13 protein-coding genes and 1 riboswitch are annotated in these 17,039 nt (G+C 72.9%); of the genes, 8 read left to right on the top strand and 5 right to left on the bottom strand.

The features are described from left to right. Positions 1-71: 71 nt before the first annotated feature. Positions 72-1,397, bottom strand: coding sequence for a polysaccharide pyruvyl transferase family protein (locus tag ACL02O_RS10390; protein WP_412817789.1), 1,326 nt, complete (start codon positions 1,395-1,397; stop codon positions 72-74). A gap of 178 nt (positions 1,398-1,575) precedes the next feature. On the opposite strand from ACL02O_RS10390, the gene ACL02O_RS10385 reads away from it, so the two are divergent. The 5 genes from ACL02O_RS10385 (at position 1,576) to ACL02O_RS10365 (ending at position 6,847) form a co-directional block, all read left to right on the top strand. Further along, positions 1,576-2,760 (top strand): acyltransferase family protein, encoded by a 1,185-nt coding sequence (locus ACL02O_RS10385; protein WP_412817788.1) that lies wholly within the window; start codon positions 1,576-1,578, stop codon positions 2,758-2,760. Between the two features lie 303 nt (positions 2,761-3,063). Continuing rightward, the gene (locus ACL02O_RS10380) at positions 3,064-3,582 is read left to right on the top strand and encodes a hypothetical protein (RefSeq protein WP_412817787.1); all 519 of its coding nucleotides are present in this window, start codon (positions 3,064-3,066) and stop codon (positions 3,580-3,582) included. Positions 3,583-3,736: 154 nt separating this feature from the next. After that, a complete protein-coding gene (locus tag ACL02O_RS10375) occupies positions 3,737-4,513 on the top strand; it encodes a hypothetical protein (RefSeq protein ID WP_412817786.1) in 777 nt (258 codons plus the stop codon). A gap of 288 nt (positions 4,514-4,801) precedes the next feature. Further along, positions 4,802-4,944: riboswitch (cyclic di-AMP (ydaO/yuaA leader) on the top strand. A 191-nt stretch (positions 4,945-5,135) separates the two neighbouring features. Next, the gene (locus tag ACL02O_RS10370; RefSeq protein ID WP_412817785.1) at positions 5,136-5,975 is read left to right on the top strand and encodes a C39 family peptidase; all 840 of its coding nucleotides are present in this window, start codon (positions 5,136-5,138) and stop codon (positions 5,973-5,975) included. A 119-nt stretch (positions 5,976-6,094) separates the two neighbouring features. Continuing rightward, positions 6,095-6,847, top strand: coding sequence for an alpha/beta fold hydrolase (locus tag ACL02O_RS10365; RefSeq protein ID WP_412817784.1), 753 nt, complete (start codon positions 6,095-6,097; stop codon positions 6,845-6,847). Between the two features lie 7 nt (positions 6,848-6,854). Here ACL02O_RS10365 and ACL02O_RS10360 read toward each other — a convergent pair whose 3' ends face one another. The 4 genes from ACL02O_RS10360 to ACL02O_RS10345 all read right to left on the bottom strand — a co-directional run bounded on the left by ACL02O_RS10360 (position 6,855) and on the right by ACL02O_RS10345 (position 11,958). After that, entirely contained in the window at positions 6,855-8,570 is a 1,716-nt protein-coding gene (locus ACL02O_RS10360) for a CDP-glycerol glycerophosphotransferase family protein (RefSeq protein ID WP_412817783.1), read from the bottom strand. A 25-nt stretch (positions 8,571-8,595) separates the two neighbouring features. Continuing rightward, entirely contained in the window at positions 8,596-10,110 is a 1,515-nt protein-coding gene (locus ACL02O_RS10355) for a D-ribitol-5-phosphate cytidylyltransferase (protein WP_412817782.1), read from the bottom strand. A gap of 143 nt (positions 10,111-10,253) precedes the next feature. Next, on the bottom strand, positions 10,254-11,072 hold the full coding sequence (locus tag ACL02O_RS10350) for an ABC transporter ATP-binding protein (RefSeq protein ID WP_412817781.1): 819 nt from the start codon (positions 11,070-11,072) through the stop codon (positions 10,254-10,256). Next, positions 11,065-11,958: an ABC transporter permease gene (locus ACL02O_RS10345; RefSeq protein ID WP_412817780.1), complete on the bottom strand. Its 894-nt coding sequence runs from the start codon at positions 11,956-11,958 to the stop codon at positions 11,065-11,067. The genes ACL02O_RS10350 and ACL02O_RS10345 overlap by 8 nt, the downstream gene beginning before the upstream one ends. A gap of 222 nt (positions 11,959-12,180) precedes the next feature. Here ACL02O_RS10345 and ACL02O_RS10340 point away from each other — a divergent pair, with 222 nt between their 5' ends. The 3 genes from ACL02O_RS10340 to ACL02O_RS10330 all read left to right on the top strand — a co-directional run bounded on the left by ACL02O_RS10340 (position 12,181) and on the right by ACL02O_RS10330 (position 16,986). Further along, positions 12,181-12,780 (top strand): TetR/AcrR family transcriptional regulator, encoded by a 600-nt coding sequence (locus ACL02O_RS10340; RefSeq protein WP_412817814.1) that lies wholly within the window; start codon positions 12,181-12,183, stop codon positions 12,778-12,780. 155 nt (positions 12,781-12,935) lie between these two features. After that, complete coding sequence (locus ACL02O_RS10335) at positions 12,936-15,017, top strand: DUF6077 domain-containing protein (protein WP_412817779.1); 2,082 nt, start codon at positions 12,936-12,938, stop codon at positions 15,015-15,017. Positions 15,018-15,231: 214 nt separating this feature from the next. After that, positions 15,232-16,986 (top strand): CDP-glycerol glycerophosphotransferase family protein, encoded by a 1,755-nt coding sequence (locus tag ACL02O_RS10330; protein WP_412817778.1) that lies wholly within the window; start codon positions 15,232-15,234, stop codon positions 16,984-16,986. The last annotated feature ends 53 nt before the right edge of the window (positions 16,987-17,039 follow it).

The raw sequence follows: 17,039 nt of genomic DNA, 5'->3' as shown, positions 1-17,039 counted from the left end.
TCGGGTGGACAGGCCCGAAACCTGACGTTGCCCCCGGAGGTGCGCTCGCTGAACAGCGTCCCAGCAGCGGGTTAACGGTGAAGCAACCGGCGCACCCGGCCGTTCACCGCGTCCTTGACCCGGGCGCTCAGGCGGATCGCGCGGGCCTCCGTCAGCTCCTGCTGAAGCTCGGTGTGCTGGTCACGCAGCCACTGCATCCGGGTCGCCAGCTCGTCCCAACCGAGCGTGTGCAGCGGCCGGACCGCCGGCGGGAACGAGACCTCCCGGACCTGCTGGTCGAAGCGGGCCGCGCTGTCCCCGTCGGCGAAGGCGTTGCCCAGGTCGTGCCGGTCCAGGAAGCGGATCATCGTCGCGAAACGGGCCTTGTGTCCCTCGTTGAGCGCGGAGTAGTCGGCCTCCTGGTAGAGCTCGGCCGCGTCGACGTCGGCCGGGACCTCGCCCATGATCCGGTGCGGGATGTCGAAGTACCGGGCCAGCTCCAGGGTGCGCGAGTCGTGGGCGAAGAGGTAACCGGGGGTGCCGGCGAGCAGCGCGGTGATGGTGCCGTGGATCCGGGTGCCGAACGCGAAGTCGAAGCCGGACAGGTACTCCATCCAGGTCCACGGGTCGACGAACATCCGCACCTTGTCCTCGACGAAGAGCGGATGGGTGCTGTGCACCGGCATGGCGCTGCTCTTGCCCCGGTGCTCCGCGGCGTCCCCGTAGAGCAGGGTGCCCAGGGTCCGCAGGTCCTGCGGAAGGTAGCGCAGGTTGGGGTAGCGCTCGTGGTGGCTGCTGACGATCTTGGCCATCGACTTGACGTACGGCGAGATGGTCAGGGCGACCCGGTCCTCCCGGCCCAGCGCCGCCTTGCCCTTCTCGATGCGCAGGCTGTCGCCGTGCAGGAACATCGACGGGCAGCCGATCTGCTCGACCGCCGAGAAGCCGAGCGTGCGCAGGTAGTCCTCGGTGACCTCGCCGCGTACCCCGATGGTGTGCGAGCGGTCGAGCACCGCCCGGCAGAAGGCGCTGACCGCGTCGTCGATCGGGCGCAGGTACTCCCGGTCGCCGTGCACGTTGGTCTGCGCGCCGACGCCCAGCACCACCACCGGGATCTTCAGCTTCTCGATCATCCGGGTCATCGACTGGAGCCGGTCGACGTAGCTGCGCCGGAACGCGTTGGCCAACGGCACCACGAAGACGTCGTACCGCTCGTTGATCTCCCGCGGGTCGTACGAGCCGGCCCGGAACTCGGTCGGGGTGATCTCCGCGGTCGAGGTGGCGAGCAGCTTGTGGGCCGCGTGGCCGAAGACCAGGTTGCCGTTGTTGTCGCCGAGCCAGTTCCGTTCGAAGGTCTCCTCGGGGCTGACCACGTCGAACGGGCCCTTTCGGGCGCGCAGCAGGATCCGCTGGTGCATGCGGTGTCCACCTCTCATCCTGGGCACCGTGCGAGCGGCCGGCGGACCGCCCTCGTGTCGTGCTGGAACGCAAGAAGAACGCAAGAAACAGGGATCGTAGTGCATCAACCGGCCGTGGCGGATCCCCCACGCGGGCGACGTTTTCCGGGATGATGGACACCCCGGTAGGGTCGCCGAAATGACCGCCGCCCCGATCCCGGCACGCCCCGCCCGCCTGCCCTCGCTGACCGGGCTGCGCTGGATCGCCGCCCTGCTGGTCTTCGGCTTCCACGTCGGCACCATGCGGATCGTCGCCGAGCCCGACTACAAGGCGGTGGTGGACAAGCTGTTCTCCCTCGGCCTCTCGGGCGTGGAGTTCTTCTTCATCCTCAGCGGGTTCGTGCTGGTCTGGTCGTACCGGGACGGCGAGCCGCGGCGGACCTTCCTGCGCCGCCGGCTGGCCAAGATCTACCCGAACCACCTGGTGACGTTCGTGGCCGCGCTCGCCGTCGCGTCCTGGTTCGCCGACCCGGTCGCGCCGTGGGCCGCCGTCGGCAACCTCCTCCTGGTACAGGCCTGGATCCCCCTCGACGGCTACTTCTACAGCGTCAACAACGTGAGCTGGTCGCTCTCCTGCGAACTGGCCTTCTATCTGTGCCTGCCGTTCGTGCTGCCCCACCTGCGCCGGGCCCGGACCGGCCTGCTGTGGGCCGCGGTGGTCGCCGCACCCCTGCTCGTGCTGGCTCTCTGGCCCGGCCAGCTGCTGGTGCCGGAGGAGAGCCGGTGGTGGTTCACCCAGATCTTCCCGGTGGCCCGGTCGCTGGAGTTCTGGATGGGCGTGGCCGCGGCCGAGCTGATGCGCCGGGGCCGCTGGCGGGGGCCGGGCCTGACCCTGGCCAGCCTGCTCTTCGTCGCCACCTGGGTGGTCGCCGCCCAGTGGATCCGCGCCGAGTTCTGGGCGGCCCTGCTCGCGGTGGCGTACCTCCTGGTCATCACCGCCGCGGCGGACGCGGACGTGCGGGGCCGGCGGACGCCGTGGCGGTCCCGCACGATGGTCTGGCTCGGTGAGGTCTCGTTCGCCTTCTACCTGGTGCACGTCCTGGTGATGACGACCGTGCTGCGGCTCACCGGCGACTGGGGGAAGGGACTGGACGGCTGGTGGGGACCGCTCTCCGCGATCGGTTTCCTGCTGGTCAACCTGCTGCTCGCCGCCGCCCTGCACCGCTGGGTGGAGCTGCCGATGACGCGCCGGCTGGGACCGCCCCGCCGAGCCGGCGCGCGGGCCACCCCCGCGCCGTCCGTCCCGGCGCCCGCCGGGCCGGTCGAAGCCCGCGCCACCCTGCCGCGATCCGTCGAGTACGCCGGGCCACGCGACCCGGCCTGAGCGGCGCGACCGCCCCTCCGCCCGCCGCCGACGTCGCCGGCCCTTCCGAGGCCGAGGTGCGTCGCTCCGCGCCGGCCGTTGACCGGTCCCGATCACCGGCCCGGCCCGGCCGCCCGCTCGACCGCGCCCTTGGAGAGCCCGCCGTTCGTGCCGACCGGGCAACTCATCATGATCGGCGATGGCCGGCGTGACGAAACGGGCTGGACGAGGAAATCGTCCATGCTGGTCGGTGCCCGTGCGCGGGGCCGCCGCGACACGCCCGGCGACGGTGCGGACCGGCGGTGACGGCGGTAGGTTGGGACCGTGCTCCCGATCGCGCTCACCTGTCCCGTGTGGTGGGTGGCGCGCTGGACGGCCCGCATGCTGGCCAGCCTGGCCGTGGTCGTCGCCTGCTCGCTCGGCGCCACCACGCTGCCGGTGGGTACGGCCGCGAGCGCACCCGCGGCGGCCCGCCTCGCCGGCCCGGTCGAGGGGTCGTCCCGGGTGGGCAAATCCGTCGCCGCGTCCGACTCCGCCCACGCCCGGCTGCTGATCCGCTGGTCCGACCGGGCCGACGCCGCCGGCCGGGCCCGGTCCGGTGCCCTCGGCCTCCCGGCGGGGACGGCGACCTCGCCCGCGGGCTCCGGCACCCGCGCCGGCTCCGCGGCGCGCTCCGCCCCGCGGTCGGGGGCGTGGGATCGGGACGCGGCGGGCGCCCTCCCGGGCGTCGTGCCGGCCGCGGCGCCACCGCGGCCGACCGGGGTGGTCCCGGTCGGCCGGCAGCGCCCGCCGGCCGGGGCGCCCCCGGCAACCGCCGGCTCCCGGGCCCCGCCCGCGCGCTGACCTCCTGCGGCGGCCGCTCCGCCCGCACCGCACCACAGAACCTCACCCCCGCACCCGCCCGACGGCGGCCCGGCGGCGCCCCCGACGGTGGCGCCCCGCGCCCGGGCTTTGCGGACTCCTCCGTCACGACGACGCTCCCCGTGAGGTGTCGACCATGGAAAAGACCGTTCTCTACCACTTCCTCACCGCTGTTCCCGAGGCCGCCGCCATCTGGTCCGCCCTGCTTCTGCTCGCCCTCGGCCTCCTCGCCGCGCTGGTCGCCCGTCCGGAGCGGGACAGCCCGCCCGACGCGACCCCCGATCCGGCCGCCGAGGAGGCCGCCCGCCTCGCCGACCTCGGCCGGTACGCCGACGAGGTCGCGGTGGCCGCCGCCGGGGCCGCGCAGAACGCTCGCCGCCGGCGGGAGCAGTGGCTCGCCGCCCAGGGCGAGGCCGACCGGGCCTGGCGGGCGTACGACGAGGCAGAGGCGGCCGCCCGTCGCCTCGCCGGCGTCGCCGCGCTGCCCGAGCCACACACGCCCCGTACCCCGGCCGAGTACGCGGCCCGGGAGCGGTGGCTGCACCACGCCGCGATGGCGGCGCACTGGCGGGGTGACCTGACCGCCCGGCAGCTCGCCGACGTGTTGGCCCACCGCAACGGCTGGGATCCCCGCCGGCACCCGGCCGAGCAGGAGATCGTCCTGGCCCGGGCGGTACGTGAGCACCGCCGGCGCGGCTGGCGGGTCGCCGCCGAGCGGGAGCGGCAGGCGTGGCGGGACGCCGAACTGGCCGCCGACGCGGCCCGCGCCCTGGCCGTCGAGGCGTACGCGGCCGCGACGGCGGTACGCCCGGGACACGCCGCGCCGCGCCCGGCCGAGCCGGCCGGCCGGCGCCCGGCGCCGGCCGGTGCCGCCGTAGCGAGCGCGCAATGGCGTCCGGCCCGGGTCGGCTGAATCGTTACCCGAATTCGGTGAGCCCCGTCACGGTGCGCCGGAAACGGTCATCCGGATCAGGTCGGGTGATTGAACCCCGCGATTGCGGGCCGGTCGCCCACCCGATGCCCGATTGTCGCCCTAGGGTTCCGACTCAACTGCGTGTCCCATTGAGTGACGTCAGTGACCGGCTGTTCCGGTCAGAGTAATGAAGTTCAAGGTTTACGCAGGTGGGGGCGCTTGGCATGAGGCGTACCCACCGGTAGTGTCGGCGCGTCCGGTGCGGTTTTCGATCGCAAGTGGCGACGCCGTGCCGACCCGCTCAATCGTGATCTCACGAACCGGGGACCCAGTGCAACACCGGGGTGAATCCGCGAGCCTACGGGCCGCGGTAGGGCGTACTTCCCGCCCGAATCCGTCAGCTAACCCGGTAGGCGGTGAAGGAAGGAGTTCCATCCTCGTGCCGACCTCCCCCCGATCCTCCCCCCGCCTCCACGGCGCACCGGCGCCGGCGCTCGCCTGACGCGTCCGGCACCCCTCAGCCCGGCACACCCGGGCGCTCCCTTTCCCGCGGCCACCCGCCCCTCGCGAACGCGCGTGAGCTCCTCCGCGCGTCGGGCCGGCGTGCGCCGCTCCGGCCCCCGTGGAGGAACACGTGAAGCACCACCTCAAGCGTCAGCTGCGGCGCCTCGCGACCGAGCGCCCGTACCAGATCATCGCCGGCTCGGCCGCCGCGCTCGTGCTGGCCGGCGGCACCGGCGCCGCACTGACCACCACCGACGACTCGCCGGTCCGTCAGCAGCACACCGCCTCCGTCGCCGAGCTGGCCCCCCGGCTCGGTGACGCCGCCGCCGAGGCCAAGCTCGCCGCCCCGGCGTCGCCGTCCGCCTCGCCGAGCGCGTCGCCGTCGGCGAAGGCCAGCACCGCCAAGGCGGACCCGGACGTCACGAAGAAGGCGAAGCCGAAGCCGAAGCCCCCGTCGACCAAGATCCTCCGCTACACCTACCAGGCGCAGACCGCCTACTGGAACTGCGGCCCGGCCGCGGTGCGCAACGCGCTCAGCGCGAGCGGCGTCGAGACCACCCAGGACGCGATGGTCGCCCCGCTGAACGCCGGCGAGAACGGCACCAACTCGGCCGAGGACACCACCCGCGGGCTCAACCAGATGGTCAAGGGGAGCCCCTGGCGGACCCACATGATCCCCGGCCCCGCCACCCCGGCGCAGATGGACCAGCTCCAGGCCGACGTGGTCAAGGCCGTCACCGACGGCCGGGGCGTGGTCGCCAACATCGTCGGCTCCGCGACCGACGCCGACGGCGGCTGGCACTCCTTCCCGGGCGGCCACTACATCGCGGTGGTCGGCTACAAGAACGACGGCCGCACGGTCCGGATCGCCGACTCGGCCGACCCGTCGCTGCCGGCGTACTGGATCAGCACCATCGACCTGGCGAACTGGATGGCCACCCGCGGCTACTCCGCCTGATCGCACCCTTCCCCGCCCGGGCCCCGGCTTGCTGAGCCGGGGCCCGGCGTCGTCCGTCGGGCCTTCCGCCCGCCGTCCGCTCTCGCGCGTCCTGTCCGTCCGGTGGCACACTGCGGCCTATGGGCGACGCGACCGCTACCCGCCATCTGCTGCTGTTGCACGGCATGGGCGCCACCGGCGAGGTGTGGCTGCCCTGGGCGCCGCTGCTCGAGCGCCGCTGGGCGGGCCGCTGGCTCGCCCCCGACCTGGCCGGGCACGGCTGGTCGCCGCTGCTGCCCGGGTACTCCTTCGAGGCCCTCGCGCGTCAGGTGGTGGAGGGGCTCGGCCCGGTCGCCGAGCGGCTCGGCCCCCGGGACCGCCTGGTGATGCTGGGCCACTCGCTCGGCGGTGTGGTGGCCCTGGCCCTGGCCGCGCGGGCGCGGCGCCTGCCGGTGGACGCGGTGGTGGGGCTCGGCATCAAGGCGGTGTGGTCCCCGACCGAGCTGGCGAAGGCCGGCGAGCTGGCCGCCCGCCCGGTGACCTGGTTCGCCAGCCGGGACGAGGCCGCCCGCCGTTACCTGCGGGTCTCCGGACTGGCCGGACTGTTCGCCCCGGACCACCCCGTGGTGGACGCCGGCCTGCGCCGGGAGGACGGCCGCTGGCGGCTGGCCATGGACCCGGCCGCCTTCGCGGTGGGGGAGCCGCGGCTGCCCGCCCTGCTCGCCGCGACCGACGTGCCGGTGCTGCTGGCCCGGGGTGAGCAGGACCCGATGGTGTCCGACGCGCAGCTCAAGGAGCTGGGCGTGCCGGTTGCCACACTGCCCGGGCTCGGCCACAACGCACACGTCGAGGACCCCGAGGCGGTGCTCGCCCTGCTCGACCCGTACCTGTGACCGCCGGTCAGGCGGTGGGGGACAGCGGCGAGCCGTCCGGGGCGACCGGATCGGCGGCCCGGGGCGCAGGCGGATTCCAGCGCGGTTCGAGTTCCCGGCGGGCGGCGTCGAGGAACGCCTCCGCGTACGAGTCGTCGGGGAAGTCGCCGAGGTAACGGGCCCGGGTGGCCCAACGGTCCGCCGCCTTCGGGTCGGTGTCGAGCAGCTCGGTCAGCACCTGGTCCACGTTGGACATGTCCCGGCGCAGCAGGTAGCCGGAGGCGGCGAGCGGGAAGCGCGCCACGAAATCCGCGCCCTCGGCCCCCATGTCGGTCACCGCGTACGGCTTGCCCGAGTACAGCCAGTCGGAGATGACCCCGGAGACGTCCGAGATCAGCGCGTCGGACCGGTTCACGCACTCGGCGAGGGTCAGCTCGCGGCCGGCCGCCGCGCCCCACAGGTGGGCCCGGCCGGTCCTCGCCAGGTCGGCGGCGAGCAGCTCGGTGAGCCGGGCGAGCTGCCGCGCCGAGGTGGGGTTCTGCGCGGTGTACGGGTGGGCCCGCAGGATCACCGTGGCACCCCGGTCGAGCAGCCGGCGGAGCATCGTCTCGGCCACCGGCAGTGAGCAGTAGTTGGCGTCGGCGTGGTGCCCCGTCCAGGTCGGGGTGTAGAGGACCGTCGGGGCGGCCAGGCCGCGCGCCGGTTCCCGGCGCACCTCGATCGCCTCGACCTGGGGCCGGCCGACCACGACGAACTTCTCGGCGGGGATCTCCACGCCGGCCCGGGCGTACCGCTCGATCGCCGCCGGACCGGCCACGAAGATCCGGTCGAAGATGCCGGAGACCGGGTTGGCGCTGGGCGCCTTGTCGCTGTCGCCGTGGTGCAGCTGCACGTGGGTGAGCTGGGAGAAGCGGATGCAGTGGCTGTTCTTCGCCCCGTGGTTGACGTAGAACGCCACCCGCAGGCTCGACACCAGCGCCTCGTCCATCGCCTTGAGCGTCGGGCAGAAGACCACCGGCGCGCGGGTCGCCGCCGCGATGGTGGACAGGTGGTCGGGCTCCCGCACCAGCACCATGAACGGCCGGCCGATCCGCTCCAGGTACGGCAGCCACATGGTGACCTGGTACTCCGACCCGGGCGGGGCGGAGAAGTAGAGCAGGAACTCGGGCTGGTGCCGGCGCAGCGCCCGGCCCACCGGGCCGCCCCCGGCCGGCGGCCGGAACCGGCGCCGCGCCAGGTCCAGCCCGATCGCACCGCAGCCGCCCGCGACCAGCAGGACGGCGACCAGCGCCACCCAGGTCGGCAGGTCGAGGGCGGCGGCCGCCGCCACCACGGCGAGCAACCCGAGCAGCGCGTCGTCGAGCCGGGCGGCGAGCCGCGGGGACCAGGAGCGGACCGGGAGGTTGGCCGCCCGGATCTCCAGCGCCCCGGCGTCGCGCAGCGGCCTCGCCAGCAGCACCAGGCCGAGCAGGACGGGCGCGGCGAGTGCCAGCGCCGGGTCGAAGGTGTGGTCGACCCGGCGGGCGTACCCGACCAGGATGCCGGCGGCCACCAGGACCGCCTCGGCGACGGCGTCGGCACCCGGCCGGACACGGCGCTCGACCGCGGCGGCGGCCAGGGCGGCGACGGCGATCGCCAGGCCCCAGCCGGTCGCCCCGGTCAGCGCCACGACGAGGAACGCCAGTACCGCCAGCCCGGCGGTCAGCACCCGGGCGAGCAGCTTACGGACCAGGTCACCACGCATGTCGCCGGTCGCCTCCGTTGCGCCGTCAGCCGGCGTCGACGCCGCTGGGGAGTTCGTCGTCCGCGCCGCCGATCGGCTGGGCCGGCACCGCCACCACCGGCTCGCCCGGCGCCCGGCGTACGTCGATCACCTGGCCGGTGAGCTCGGAGATCAGCACGTCCAGCGAGGCCTGGGCGACGGCCTCGGCCGACAGCAGGGTGTGCTCCGGCTCCTCGCCGAACGCCTTGGTGCGCATCGGGGTGGCGGTGCGCTCGGGGTTGATGCAGTTGACCCGCACGCCGAACTCGGCCCACTCGTCGGCGAGGGCCTGGGTCAGGTTGACCAGGGCGGCCTTGGTGGCCGAGTAGAGCGCGTACTGGGCCCGGCCCCGGGTGTAGGAGCTGGAGGTGTAGAGCAGCAGCTGCCCCTTGGTCTGCTGGAGGTACGGCAGGGACTGCCGGGCGGCGATGACCGGGCCGACGAAGTTGACCTGGAGGACCCGGTCCATGGTGTCCTGGTCCATCTCGGCCAGCTCGCCCTTCTCCAGGATGCCGGCGGTGACCACCACGTAGTCGATCCGGCCGGTCGCCTCGAAGGCCGTCTTGAGCGCGGCCTCGACGTCCTGGGCCCGCTCGACGTGGGTGCCGGTGCTGGACCGGCTGAACGGAAAGACCTGCGCGCCGTAGCGGCGGGCCAGTTCGGCCAGGTCGTGGCCGATGCCGTAGCTGCCGCCGAAGATGACCACGGTGCGGCCGGTCAGCTCCTCGCTGTAGCTGCGGTGGTCGCTCAGCCGCGGTGCCTGGGCGGCGGCGAGCTGGAAGAGCTTGTCCGCCAGGTGCACGTCGACCGGGTGGGTGACTTTGATGTTCTCGTCCGAGCCGTCGATCACCTTGATCGGCGTGCCGGGCAGGTAGCGCAGCACCACGCCGCAGTCGTCGGTGGCGGCGAAGTTCGGGTCGCCCTCGGCGTGGCGGTACGCCTCGCGGATGGTGCCGGAGCGGAACGCCTGCGGGGTCTGACCGCGCCGCAGGGTCGACCGCACCGGGATGTCGACGATGCAGTCCTCCTGGTCGACCTGGATGATCGTGTCGGCCGAGGGGATCGCCACGTCGACCGCCGAGTAGGTCCAGAGCGCGTTGACGCACTCGCGGACGATCCGGGCGCTGACCAGCGGGCGGACCGCGTCGTGGAAGAGGATGTTGACGTCGCCCTCGCCGACCGCGTCCAGCGCGATGCGGGTCGTGGCGTTGCGGGTGTCGCCACCCTCGATCACCTTGCTGACCTTGCGGAAGCCGGCCTTGTCGACGATCTGCTGGGCGTCGGCCACGTGGCCGACGGCCATCAGCACGATGATCTCGTCGATCTCGGGGGCGGCCTCGAAGACGGCCAGGGTGTGTTCGATGATCGGCTTACCGGCGATCTTCAGCAGCTGCTTGGGGATGCCCAGCCCAAGCCGGGTCCCGGTGCCACCGGCCAGCACCACCGCCACCGTCCGCGAGGGCCGCCACGGTGTCGCCGCCGGCGCTGCGGCGTCCGGGCTGGTGGTGTGGTCCTGCGTCATTGCCGATCCTCACTCTCAACGATTCCCAACGATGGGTTACAGCCGCCGGGCGACCGGATGAACCCTAACGTGTCCGTTCGGGTGACTCACACCGGTGACGGGACATGTCGATCTCCGCTGGTCACCGTGGGGACCCCCCGACGTTACCTGCCGTTCGAGAAGTCCTCGTACGCCCGGATGACCTCGTCGGTGGGGCCGTCCATGCGCAGGTCGCCCGATTCCAGCCAGATCGTCCGTTCGCAGGTGTCCCGGATCGAGGAGAGCTGGTGGCTGACCAGGAACACCGTGCCGGCGCTCTCCCGCAGCTCCCGGACCCGCTGCTCGCTGCGCTTGCGGAAGCCCTTGTCGCCGGTGGCGAGCGCCTCGTCGATGAGCAGCACGTCGTGCTTCTTGGCGGCGGCGATGGAGAAACGCAGCCGGGCGGCCATGCCGGAGGAGTAGGTGCGCATCGGCAGCGAGGCGAAGTCGCCGCGCTGGTTGATGCCGGAGAAGTCGATGATCTCCGGGGTGAGCCGGGCGACCTCCTCGGGCGGCATCCCCATGGCCAGACAGCCCAGGGTGACGTTCCGCTCACCGGAGAGGTCGTTGAGCAGCGCGGCGTTGACGCCGAGCAGGGACGGCTGGCCCTGGGTGTAGATCGCGCCGCGGTCGACCGGGAGCAGCCCGGCGATCGCCCGCAGCAGGGTGGACTTGCCGGAGCCGTTGCTGCCGATCAGGCCGATCGCCTCGCCCCGGTACGCGGTGAAGCTGACCCCCTTGACCGCGTGTACCTCCCGCACGTTGGGGGCGGAGGTGCGCTTGACCAGGCGGCGCAGCGCGGCGACCGGGGTGGTGCCGCCGCTGGCGCCCTTGTGCACCCGGTAGACGATGTGTGCCTCGTCCACCACCACCGTGGGGATCCGCGCCTGCAGGGCGGGCAGCGTCAGGGTGGCCTCGTCGGACCCGTTGAAGTGCTCAACCACGGCCGTACTCCTGTTCGCCTCGCCAGAAGTAGATGAACCCGCCGATGCCGGCCACCACGGCCCAGCCGGCCGCGACCAGCCAGAGCTGGGTCAGCGACTGGTTGAGCATCGGCGCCTGCTCGAGCAGGGCGTACCGGGCCAGCTCGATGTAGACCAGCATGGGGTTGAACTCGATCAGGGTGCTGGCCCACTCCGGCAGCCGGCTGAACAGGCGCACGCTGTAGAGCACGCCGGAGCCGTACATCCACGTGCGCATGATGAACGGCATGACCTGCTTCAGGTCGCTGGCCTTGGCACCCATCCGAGCCACCATCAGCACCACGCCGGCGTTGAAGATCGCCTGGAGCACCAGTGCCGGCGGCAGCAGCAGCCACTGGAGGGTGAGCGGCTCGCCGGTGAACAGCACGATGCCGATCAGCACGACCATCGAGGCCAGCAACTGCTGGAACTGGGTGAGCGTGGCGGCCAGCGGCAGGCTCGCCCGGGGGAAGTGCAGGGCCCGGATCAGCCCGAGGTTGCCGCTGATCGACTGCGTCCCGGCCAGGATCGCGCTCTGCGTGAAGTTGAAGATGAACAGGCCGGTGGTCAGGTACGCGATGAAGTTCGGGATGGAGTTCTGGGCGAGCACCAGGCCGAAGATCAGGTAGTAGACCGCGGCATTGGTCAGCGGGGTCAGCACCTGCCAGACCTGGCCCAGTTTCGCGTTGCTGTACGAGGCGAGGAGCTTGGCGTTGGCGTACGCGGCAACGAAGTGCCGGTAGGCCCAGAGTCGACGGCTGTACTCGACCAGCGACGGGCGCTCGCCGGCGACCCGCAGGCCGTGCCGAGCGGCCAGTTGCGCCTGGGTCAGGCCCGCGTCGGGGCCGGCCAGGGCGGTGTTGGCCATGAGCTGGGCGCTCCGATCTTTCGTACAACGGGACGGGGTGTGACGATGAGCTGGTCCGGTGCGTCCGCGCGCGGGCCGGAGGGGGGCTCGTCGCGGGGTGGACGGTAGTCCAAAACACGTCGGGACGCAACCGTACCGTCGTTGCGGTACATTGTCCCACGTGACAGCCGAGAAGAGTCTCCCGTGACGACCGGGAAGAGGCGCGCGCCCGCCGGTGCGGCGGTGCTGCGGGGCGAGATCACCACGGCCATCCGCAAGGCCCTGATGCAGGAACTCGCCGCCGTGGGCTACGGCCGGCTCTCCATCGAGGCGGTCGCCCGCCGGGCCGGGGTGAGCAAGACCGCGGTCTACCGCCGCTGGAGTTCGAAGCTCGAGCTGGTGCTGGAGACGGTCGTGGCGGCCGCGGGCAGCAAGCTGCCGTCGCTGGACACCGGCAGCCTGCGTGGCGATCTCAATCTGCTGTTCCAGGTCGTCACCCACGCGCTGCGCCACCCGCTGGCCTCGCAGATCATCCCCGACCTGCTCGCCGAGGCGGCTCGGAACCCGACCATCGACCAGACGCTGCAGCAGGTGCTGCGCAGCAAGCAGCAGGAGATCGCCGGCCAGCTGATCCTGCGGGCGGTGCAGCGGGGCGAGCTGCCGGCGGACGTCGATCCGGACGTCGCGGTGGACCTGATCGTGGGGCCGCTCTACTGGCGGCTCGCCATCGCCCGCACCCCGCTCGCCGATCCTTACCTGGAGACCCTGGTGGAGTCCGTCGTCGCGGGGCTGGCCGCGGTCACCGCCGTGCCCCGGCAGCGCGAGGCGCCCGTCTCGGGATGACCGGACACACGCACCGCCCCGGTCACCCACCGCGACGCCGGACCACGTGATCGCGCGGGCCCGGCTAGTCTCTTGCGAGACCGGACCGGGGGACCGCCGGGTGGCGCCGCCCACCGTACGGGATCCACCCACCAGTACGACGACAAGGACGACCCGTGTCGAACGCCGACCACGTCGCCGTGGCGCCGCGCCCCGCCATCGCGGACGCCGCCCCCGAACTCCCGCAGTCCCCGCGCGGCAGCCGCCTCGGCGCAGCCGTCGCGGCGGCGCCCGCCGTCGTCACCGACGCGGGCGTGCTGGGCTTCGCCCTGTGGACGGTGCTCTACCATGCGGCCCTCTTCGTCGACCTCCGCCCGTCGGTCACGTTCCTGATCTGGGTGGCCGGCTGCCTAGTGCTCGTCGGCTGGACGCTGGCGCGGTCCCGGCGTCGCGGGTCGGCGGTGCCGGCGGCGGACGTCGGCGCGGTCGAGGCCCCCGCCGTCGCCCGGCACCCACGCCGCTGGCTGCTCCCGGTGCTGGCGGCCGGGGTGGTCGCGGCGGTCACCGCCGGCCTGGCGAACACCCCGGCCGGCGCCGGGGTGTCGTGGTGGATCCCGGCCGTCACCGGGGCCCTGGCCGCGGTCGGGGTGATGCTGTTCACCCGGCGCGACTGGCGTGCCGGCCCGGCCCCGGCCACCCCCGCCCCGACCGCCGGCCAGTCGGCGTACGCGCTGGTCGTCTCCATCGGGGTGGCGATCTCCTCGTTCTACATCGCCCGGAACACCCCGGACGACGTCTACTACGTCGGCAGGTCGGTCTGGGTCGCCGAGCGGGACACCGTGCCGCTCAACGACTTCCTCTTCACCGAGAACGTGGCCCGGGCGATGGGCTCGCAGCCGCCGACGCCCTCCATCGAGGTCTTCGACGGCGCGCTCGGGCACGTCCTCGGCATCCACGGCGCCTCGGCCACCTGGTACGTCGCGCTGCCGGTGATGGCGGTGCTGGCCGTCCTGGCCCTGTGGCGGCTGACCCACCGGTGGGCCCCGCGCCGGCCGGTGCTCGCGTTCAGCGTGGCCGTCGCCTTTCTCTACCTGGTGGCCGGTGGCGACGCCGCGCTCGGCACCTACCACCTGCCCCGGCTTTACGAGGGCAAGGGCATGTTCGTCTCGGCGGTCATCCCGCTGATGTGGCTCTACCTCACCGAGTGGTTCGACACCCGCAGCCGCCGCGCGCTGCTGATGGTCTTCGCGCTCTCGGTCACCGCCACCGGTCTCACCACCACCTCGGCCATCATCCTGCCGATCCTGGCCGGCGCCGCCGGGCTGGCCATGCTGCTGGTCGGCCGCTGGAAGGACGCGGTGATCGGAGGGCTGGCCGCGGTCGTCTACCCGGTCGGGGCGATCGTGGCGTCCCGGCTGCTGCTCGGCGGGATGAACGCCGTCGGCGCCGACAGTGCCTTCTTCGACGCCCAGTACACCTACCGGCGGACCCTCATGATCGGGATCATCGGGGTGATCGGCGGGATCGCCCTGTGGTGCGGCCCGCTGCTGGCCCGGCGCCGCACCCCGGCTGTGCTCGCGGCGGGCGCGGCGTTGACCTTGAGCGTCCTGCTGGTCCCTGGTGTGCTGGAGACCCTCGGCGCGCTCACCGGGATCTCCGTGGTGCTCTGGCGGGTGCCCTGGGTGCTGGCGCTGCCGACGCTGATCGGTCTGCTGTGCACGGTCGAGGTGCGGTCGCCGTCACGGTTGCTGCGCGGCGCGGTCGGCGGGGCGGTGGCGGCGGCGATGGTGGCCGTCTTCGCGGTCTGGGGCACCCCGATGTGGTCGCCGAAGAGCTGGGTCACCATGAGCGACCGGCCGACCTGGAAGCTGCCCGAGCAGCGGCAGCGGATCGCCTTCTGGATCAAGAAGCAGGACCGGCCGGACGGGCTGCTGCTCGCCCCGCCGGTGATCATGCGCACCTCCCTGATCGTCACCAGCGAGGTGCGGGTGGTCCTGCCCCGCGACATGTACCTGGTCGAGTACGACCTCAACTCGGACTTCGCCAAGGACCGGCTCCTGTTGGCCCGCTTCGCCGAGGGAAAGCTGCAGCCGCCGCGGGCCGAGGTGGCCGCCGCCGCGCAGCGGGTCGGCGTCGGCACGATCTGCGTCTACAACGGCAACCACTACGCCCGCGACACAGCCGTCGAGCTGGGCTTCCACAAGCTCGCGTCGCGCAAGGGCCCGGGTGCCATGACCTGTTACGGAAAGGTCGGCTGAACCACCCCGAGCAAGCGGTGTGGCGATGTAGCGCCGTACGGGTGGCTTCGCACGGCGTGACCGTTATGGTCTGGCATACCCGGGCGACGCCGGGATGTCCACTCGCGTTAAGGTCGCAGTCACCGCCGGACCGCTCGGCCCGGTCCCGGTGTCGCAGGCGTGACGTCGACGACCGTCGGGCCGTGCCCGTCATCGATCTGAGGGAGCGTACTCGTTGTTCGGCACGTTGACAGGACGTATCGGCACCGCCCCCCGCGGCGCCCTGTTGGTGCTCTGCTACCTGGTCGCGCTGGTCGCGGGCGGGTTCGGCGTCGTCTGGTTGTTCGCAGTCGCCGGCATCGCGGCGGTGCTCGGCGAGTTCGCGGTGACCCGGTGGTCGGAGCCCTCGCTGAAGCTGCTGGAGAAGGTGGGTCTCGGCCGGGCCTACCGGCAGCTCACCCGGGACCTCGGGGCGGTGCTGCTGGTGCTCGCCGCGGTCCGCCCGGGCGCGCCGCAGGCCCTGGCCCTGACCGTGCTGGTGGCCGCGGTCTGGGTGATCGCCATCTTCGCCGGCGCCCTGAACACCATGATCGACCGGCGGAACCCGACCTCCGCGCTGGTCCGCAACATCGACCTCGGGCCGATCCGCTCCGCGCCCCAGCCACCCTGGTGGGCGGCCGGTGTCGCCGGTGAGCGGCTGCCCTTCCTGAACGCGTTGCTGATCCCCGGTGCGGTCGCCACCGCGGTGGTCGACGACGCCGCCCCCGTGCTGGTCGCCGGGGCCGTCGCCGCGCTGCTGAGCGCGATCGTCGGCCTGGTGGTCGCGCTGACCTGGCTGCGTGGCCGCGGCACGGGCCAGAGCCCCCTGCTGCCCGCCGTGCAGCGCTGGCTGGACAGCTACCGGCCAGAGGTGGCGCTCTACTTCGCCGGCCCGGCGAAGGACGTCTACCAGGCCAACATGTGGCTCGCCCCGGTCGAGGCGCTGGAACGCCCGGCGGTGGTGCTGATGCGCAGTCGGGAGGCGTTCCAGGAGATGGCCGACACCCGGCTGCCGGTGATCTGCGCCCCGGCCGGGGTGGACTTCATGAACCTGGAGTTCGGCAGCATCCGTGCCGCCCTCTACGCCGCCAACGTCGGCGCGAACATCCACATGCTGCGCGAGCCCGGCATGAAGCACGTCTTCGTCGGGCACGGCGACAGCGACAAGCAGGCCAGCGTCAACCCGTACAGCAAGGTCTACGACGAGGTCTGGGTGGCCGGTCTGGCCGGGCGGGAGCGCTACGCGCGGGCCGGAGTCGGGGTCCGCGACGAGGACATCGTCGAGATCGGACGGCCGCAGCTCGCCGGGGTGCACACCTTCGGCGCGGAGTCGGTCGACCGGCCGTTCACCGTGCTCTACGCCCCCACCTGGGAGGGCTGGCTGGACGACGACCCGTACCACACCTCGCTGGTGCTGATGGGGGAGCGGATCGTCAAGGGCCTGCTGGAGAGCAGCAAGGTCCGGCTGATCTACAAGCCGCACCCGCTGACCGGCTCCCGCTCGAAGGAGGCCAAGGCCGTGCACGAGCGCGTGGTGGGGCTGATCCGGGCGGCCGGCGGCGACCCCGACGCGTCCTCGCTGGACGGTGCGGGGCACCGGGTGGTCACTGGCCGGACGCCGGGGCTGTTCGACTGCTTCAACCAGACCGACCTGCTGATCAGCGACGTGTCCAGTGTGGTCTCCGACTTCGTGCAGAGCCAGCGGCCGTACGTCGTGGCCAACCCGAGCGGGCTGCCGGAGGACGAGTTCCGACGCAACTTCCCGACCGCGCGGGCGGCGTACCTGCTCTCCGCCGACTGCGGCGAGCTGGAGAAGATCGTCGCGCTGACCCGGGCCGGCGACGACCCGATGACCGAGGCGCGGCGCGAGCTGAAGACGTACCTGCTCGGACCGGACGAGCCGAACTCGATGGAGCGCTTCCGGACGGAGATCGCCCGACTCTGCGCCTGACCGGCACGCGAGCCGCACGGGCGGCGGGACGACCTCGTCCCGCCGCCCGTATC

Source organism: Micromonospora mangrovicola, from assembly GCF_047200535.1.
GTDB lineage: Bacteria > Actinomycetota > Actinomycetes > Mycobacteriales > Micromonosporaceae > Micromonospora.
Note: the sequence above shows the minus strand (reverse complement) of the source record. Positions and strands in the feature narration are given on the sequence as shown.

Excerpts from the sequence above, each read along its gene's own strand:
- ACL02O_RS10390 (WP_412817789.1), bottom strand. The coding sequence starts at position 1,397 with ATGCACCAGCGGATCCTGCTGCGCGCCCGAAAGGGCCCGTTCGACGTG.
- ACL02O_RS10385 (WP_412817788.1), top strand. The coding sequence starts at position 1,576 with ATGACCGCCGCCCCGATCCCGGCACGCCCCGCCCGCCTGCCCTCGCTG.
- ACL02O_RS10375 (WP_412817786.1), top strand. The coding sequence starts at position 3,737 with ATGGAAAAGACCGTTCTCTACCACTTCCTCACCGCTGTTCCCGAGGCC.
- ACL02O_RS10365 (WP_412817784.1), top strand. The coding sequence starts at position 6,095 with ATGGGCGACGCGACCGCTACCCGCCATCTGCTGCTGTTGCACGGCATG.
- ACL02O_RS10360 (WP_412817783.1), bottom strand. The coding sequence starts at position 8,570 with ATGCGTGGTGACCTGGTCCGTAAGCTGCTCGCCCGGGTGCTGACCGCC.
- ACL02O_RS10355 (WP_412817782.1), bottom strand. The coding sequence starts at position 10,110 with ATGACGCAGGACCACACCACCAGCCCGGACGCCGCAGCGCCGGCGGCG.
- ACL02O_RS10345 (WP_412817780.1), bottom strand. The coding sequence starts at position 11,958 with ATGGCCAACACCGCCCTGGCCGGCCCCGACGCGGGCCTGACCCAGGCG.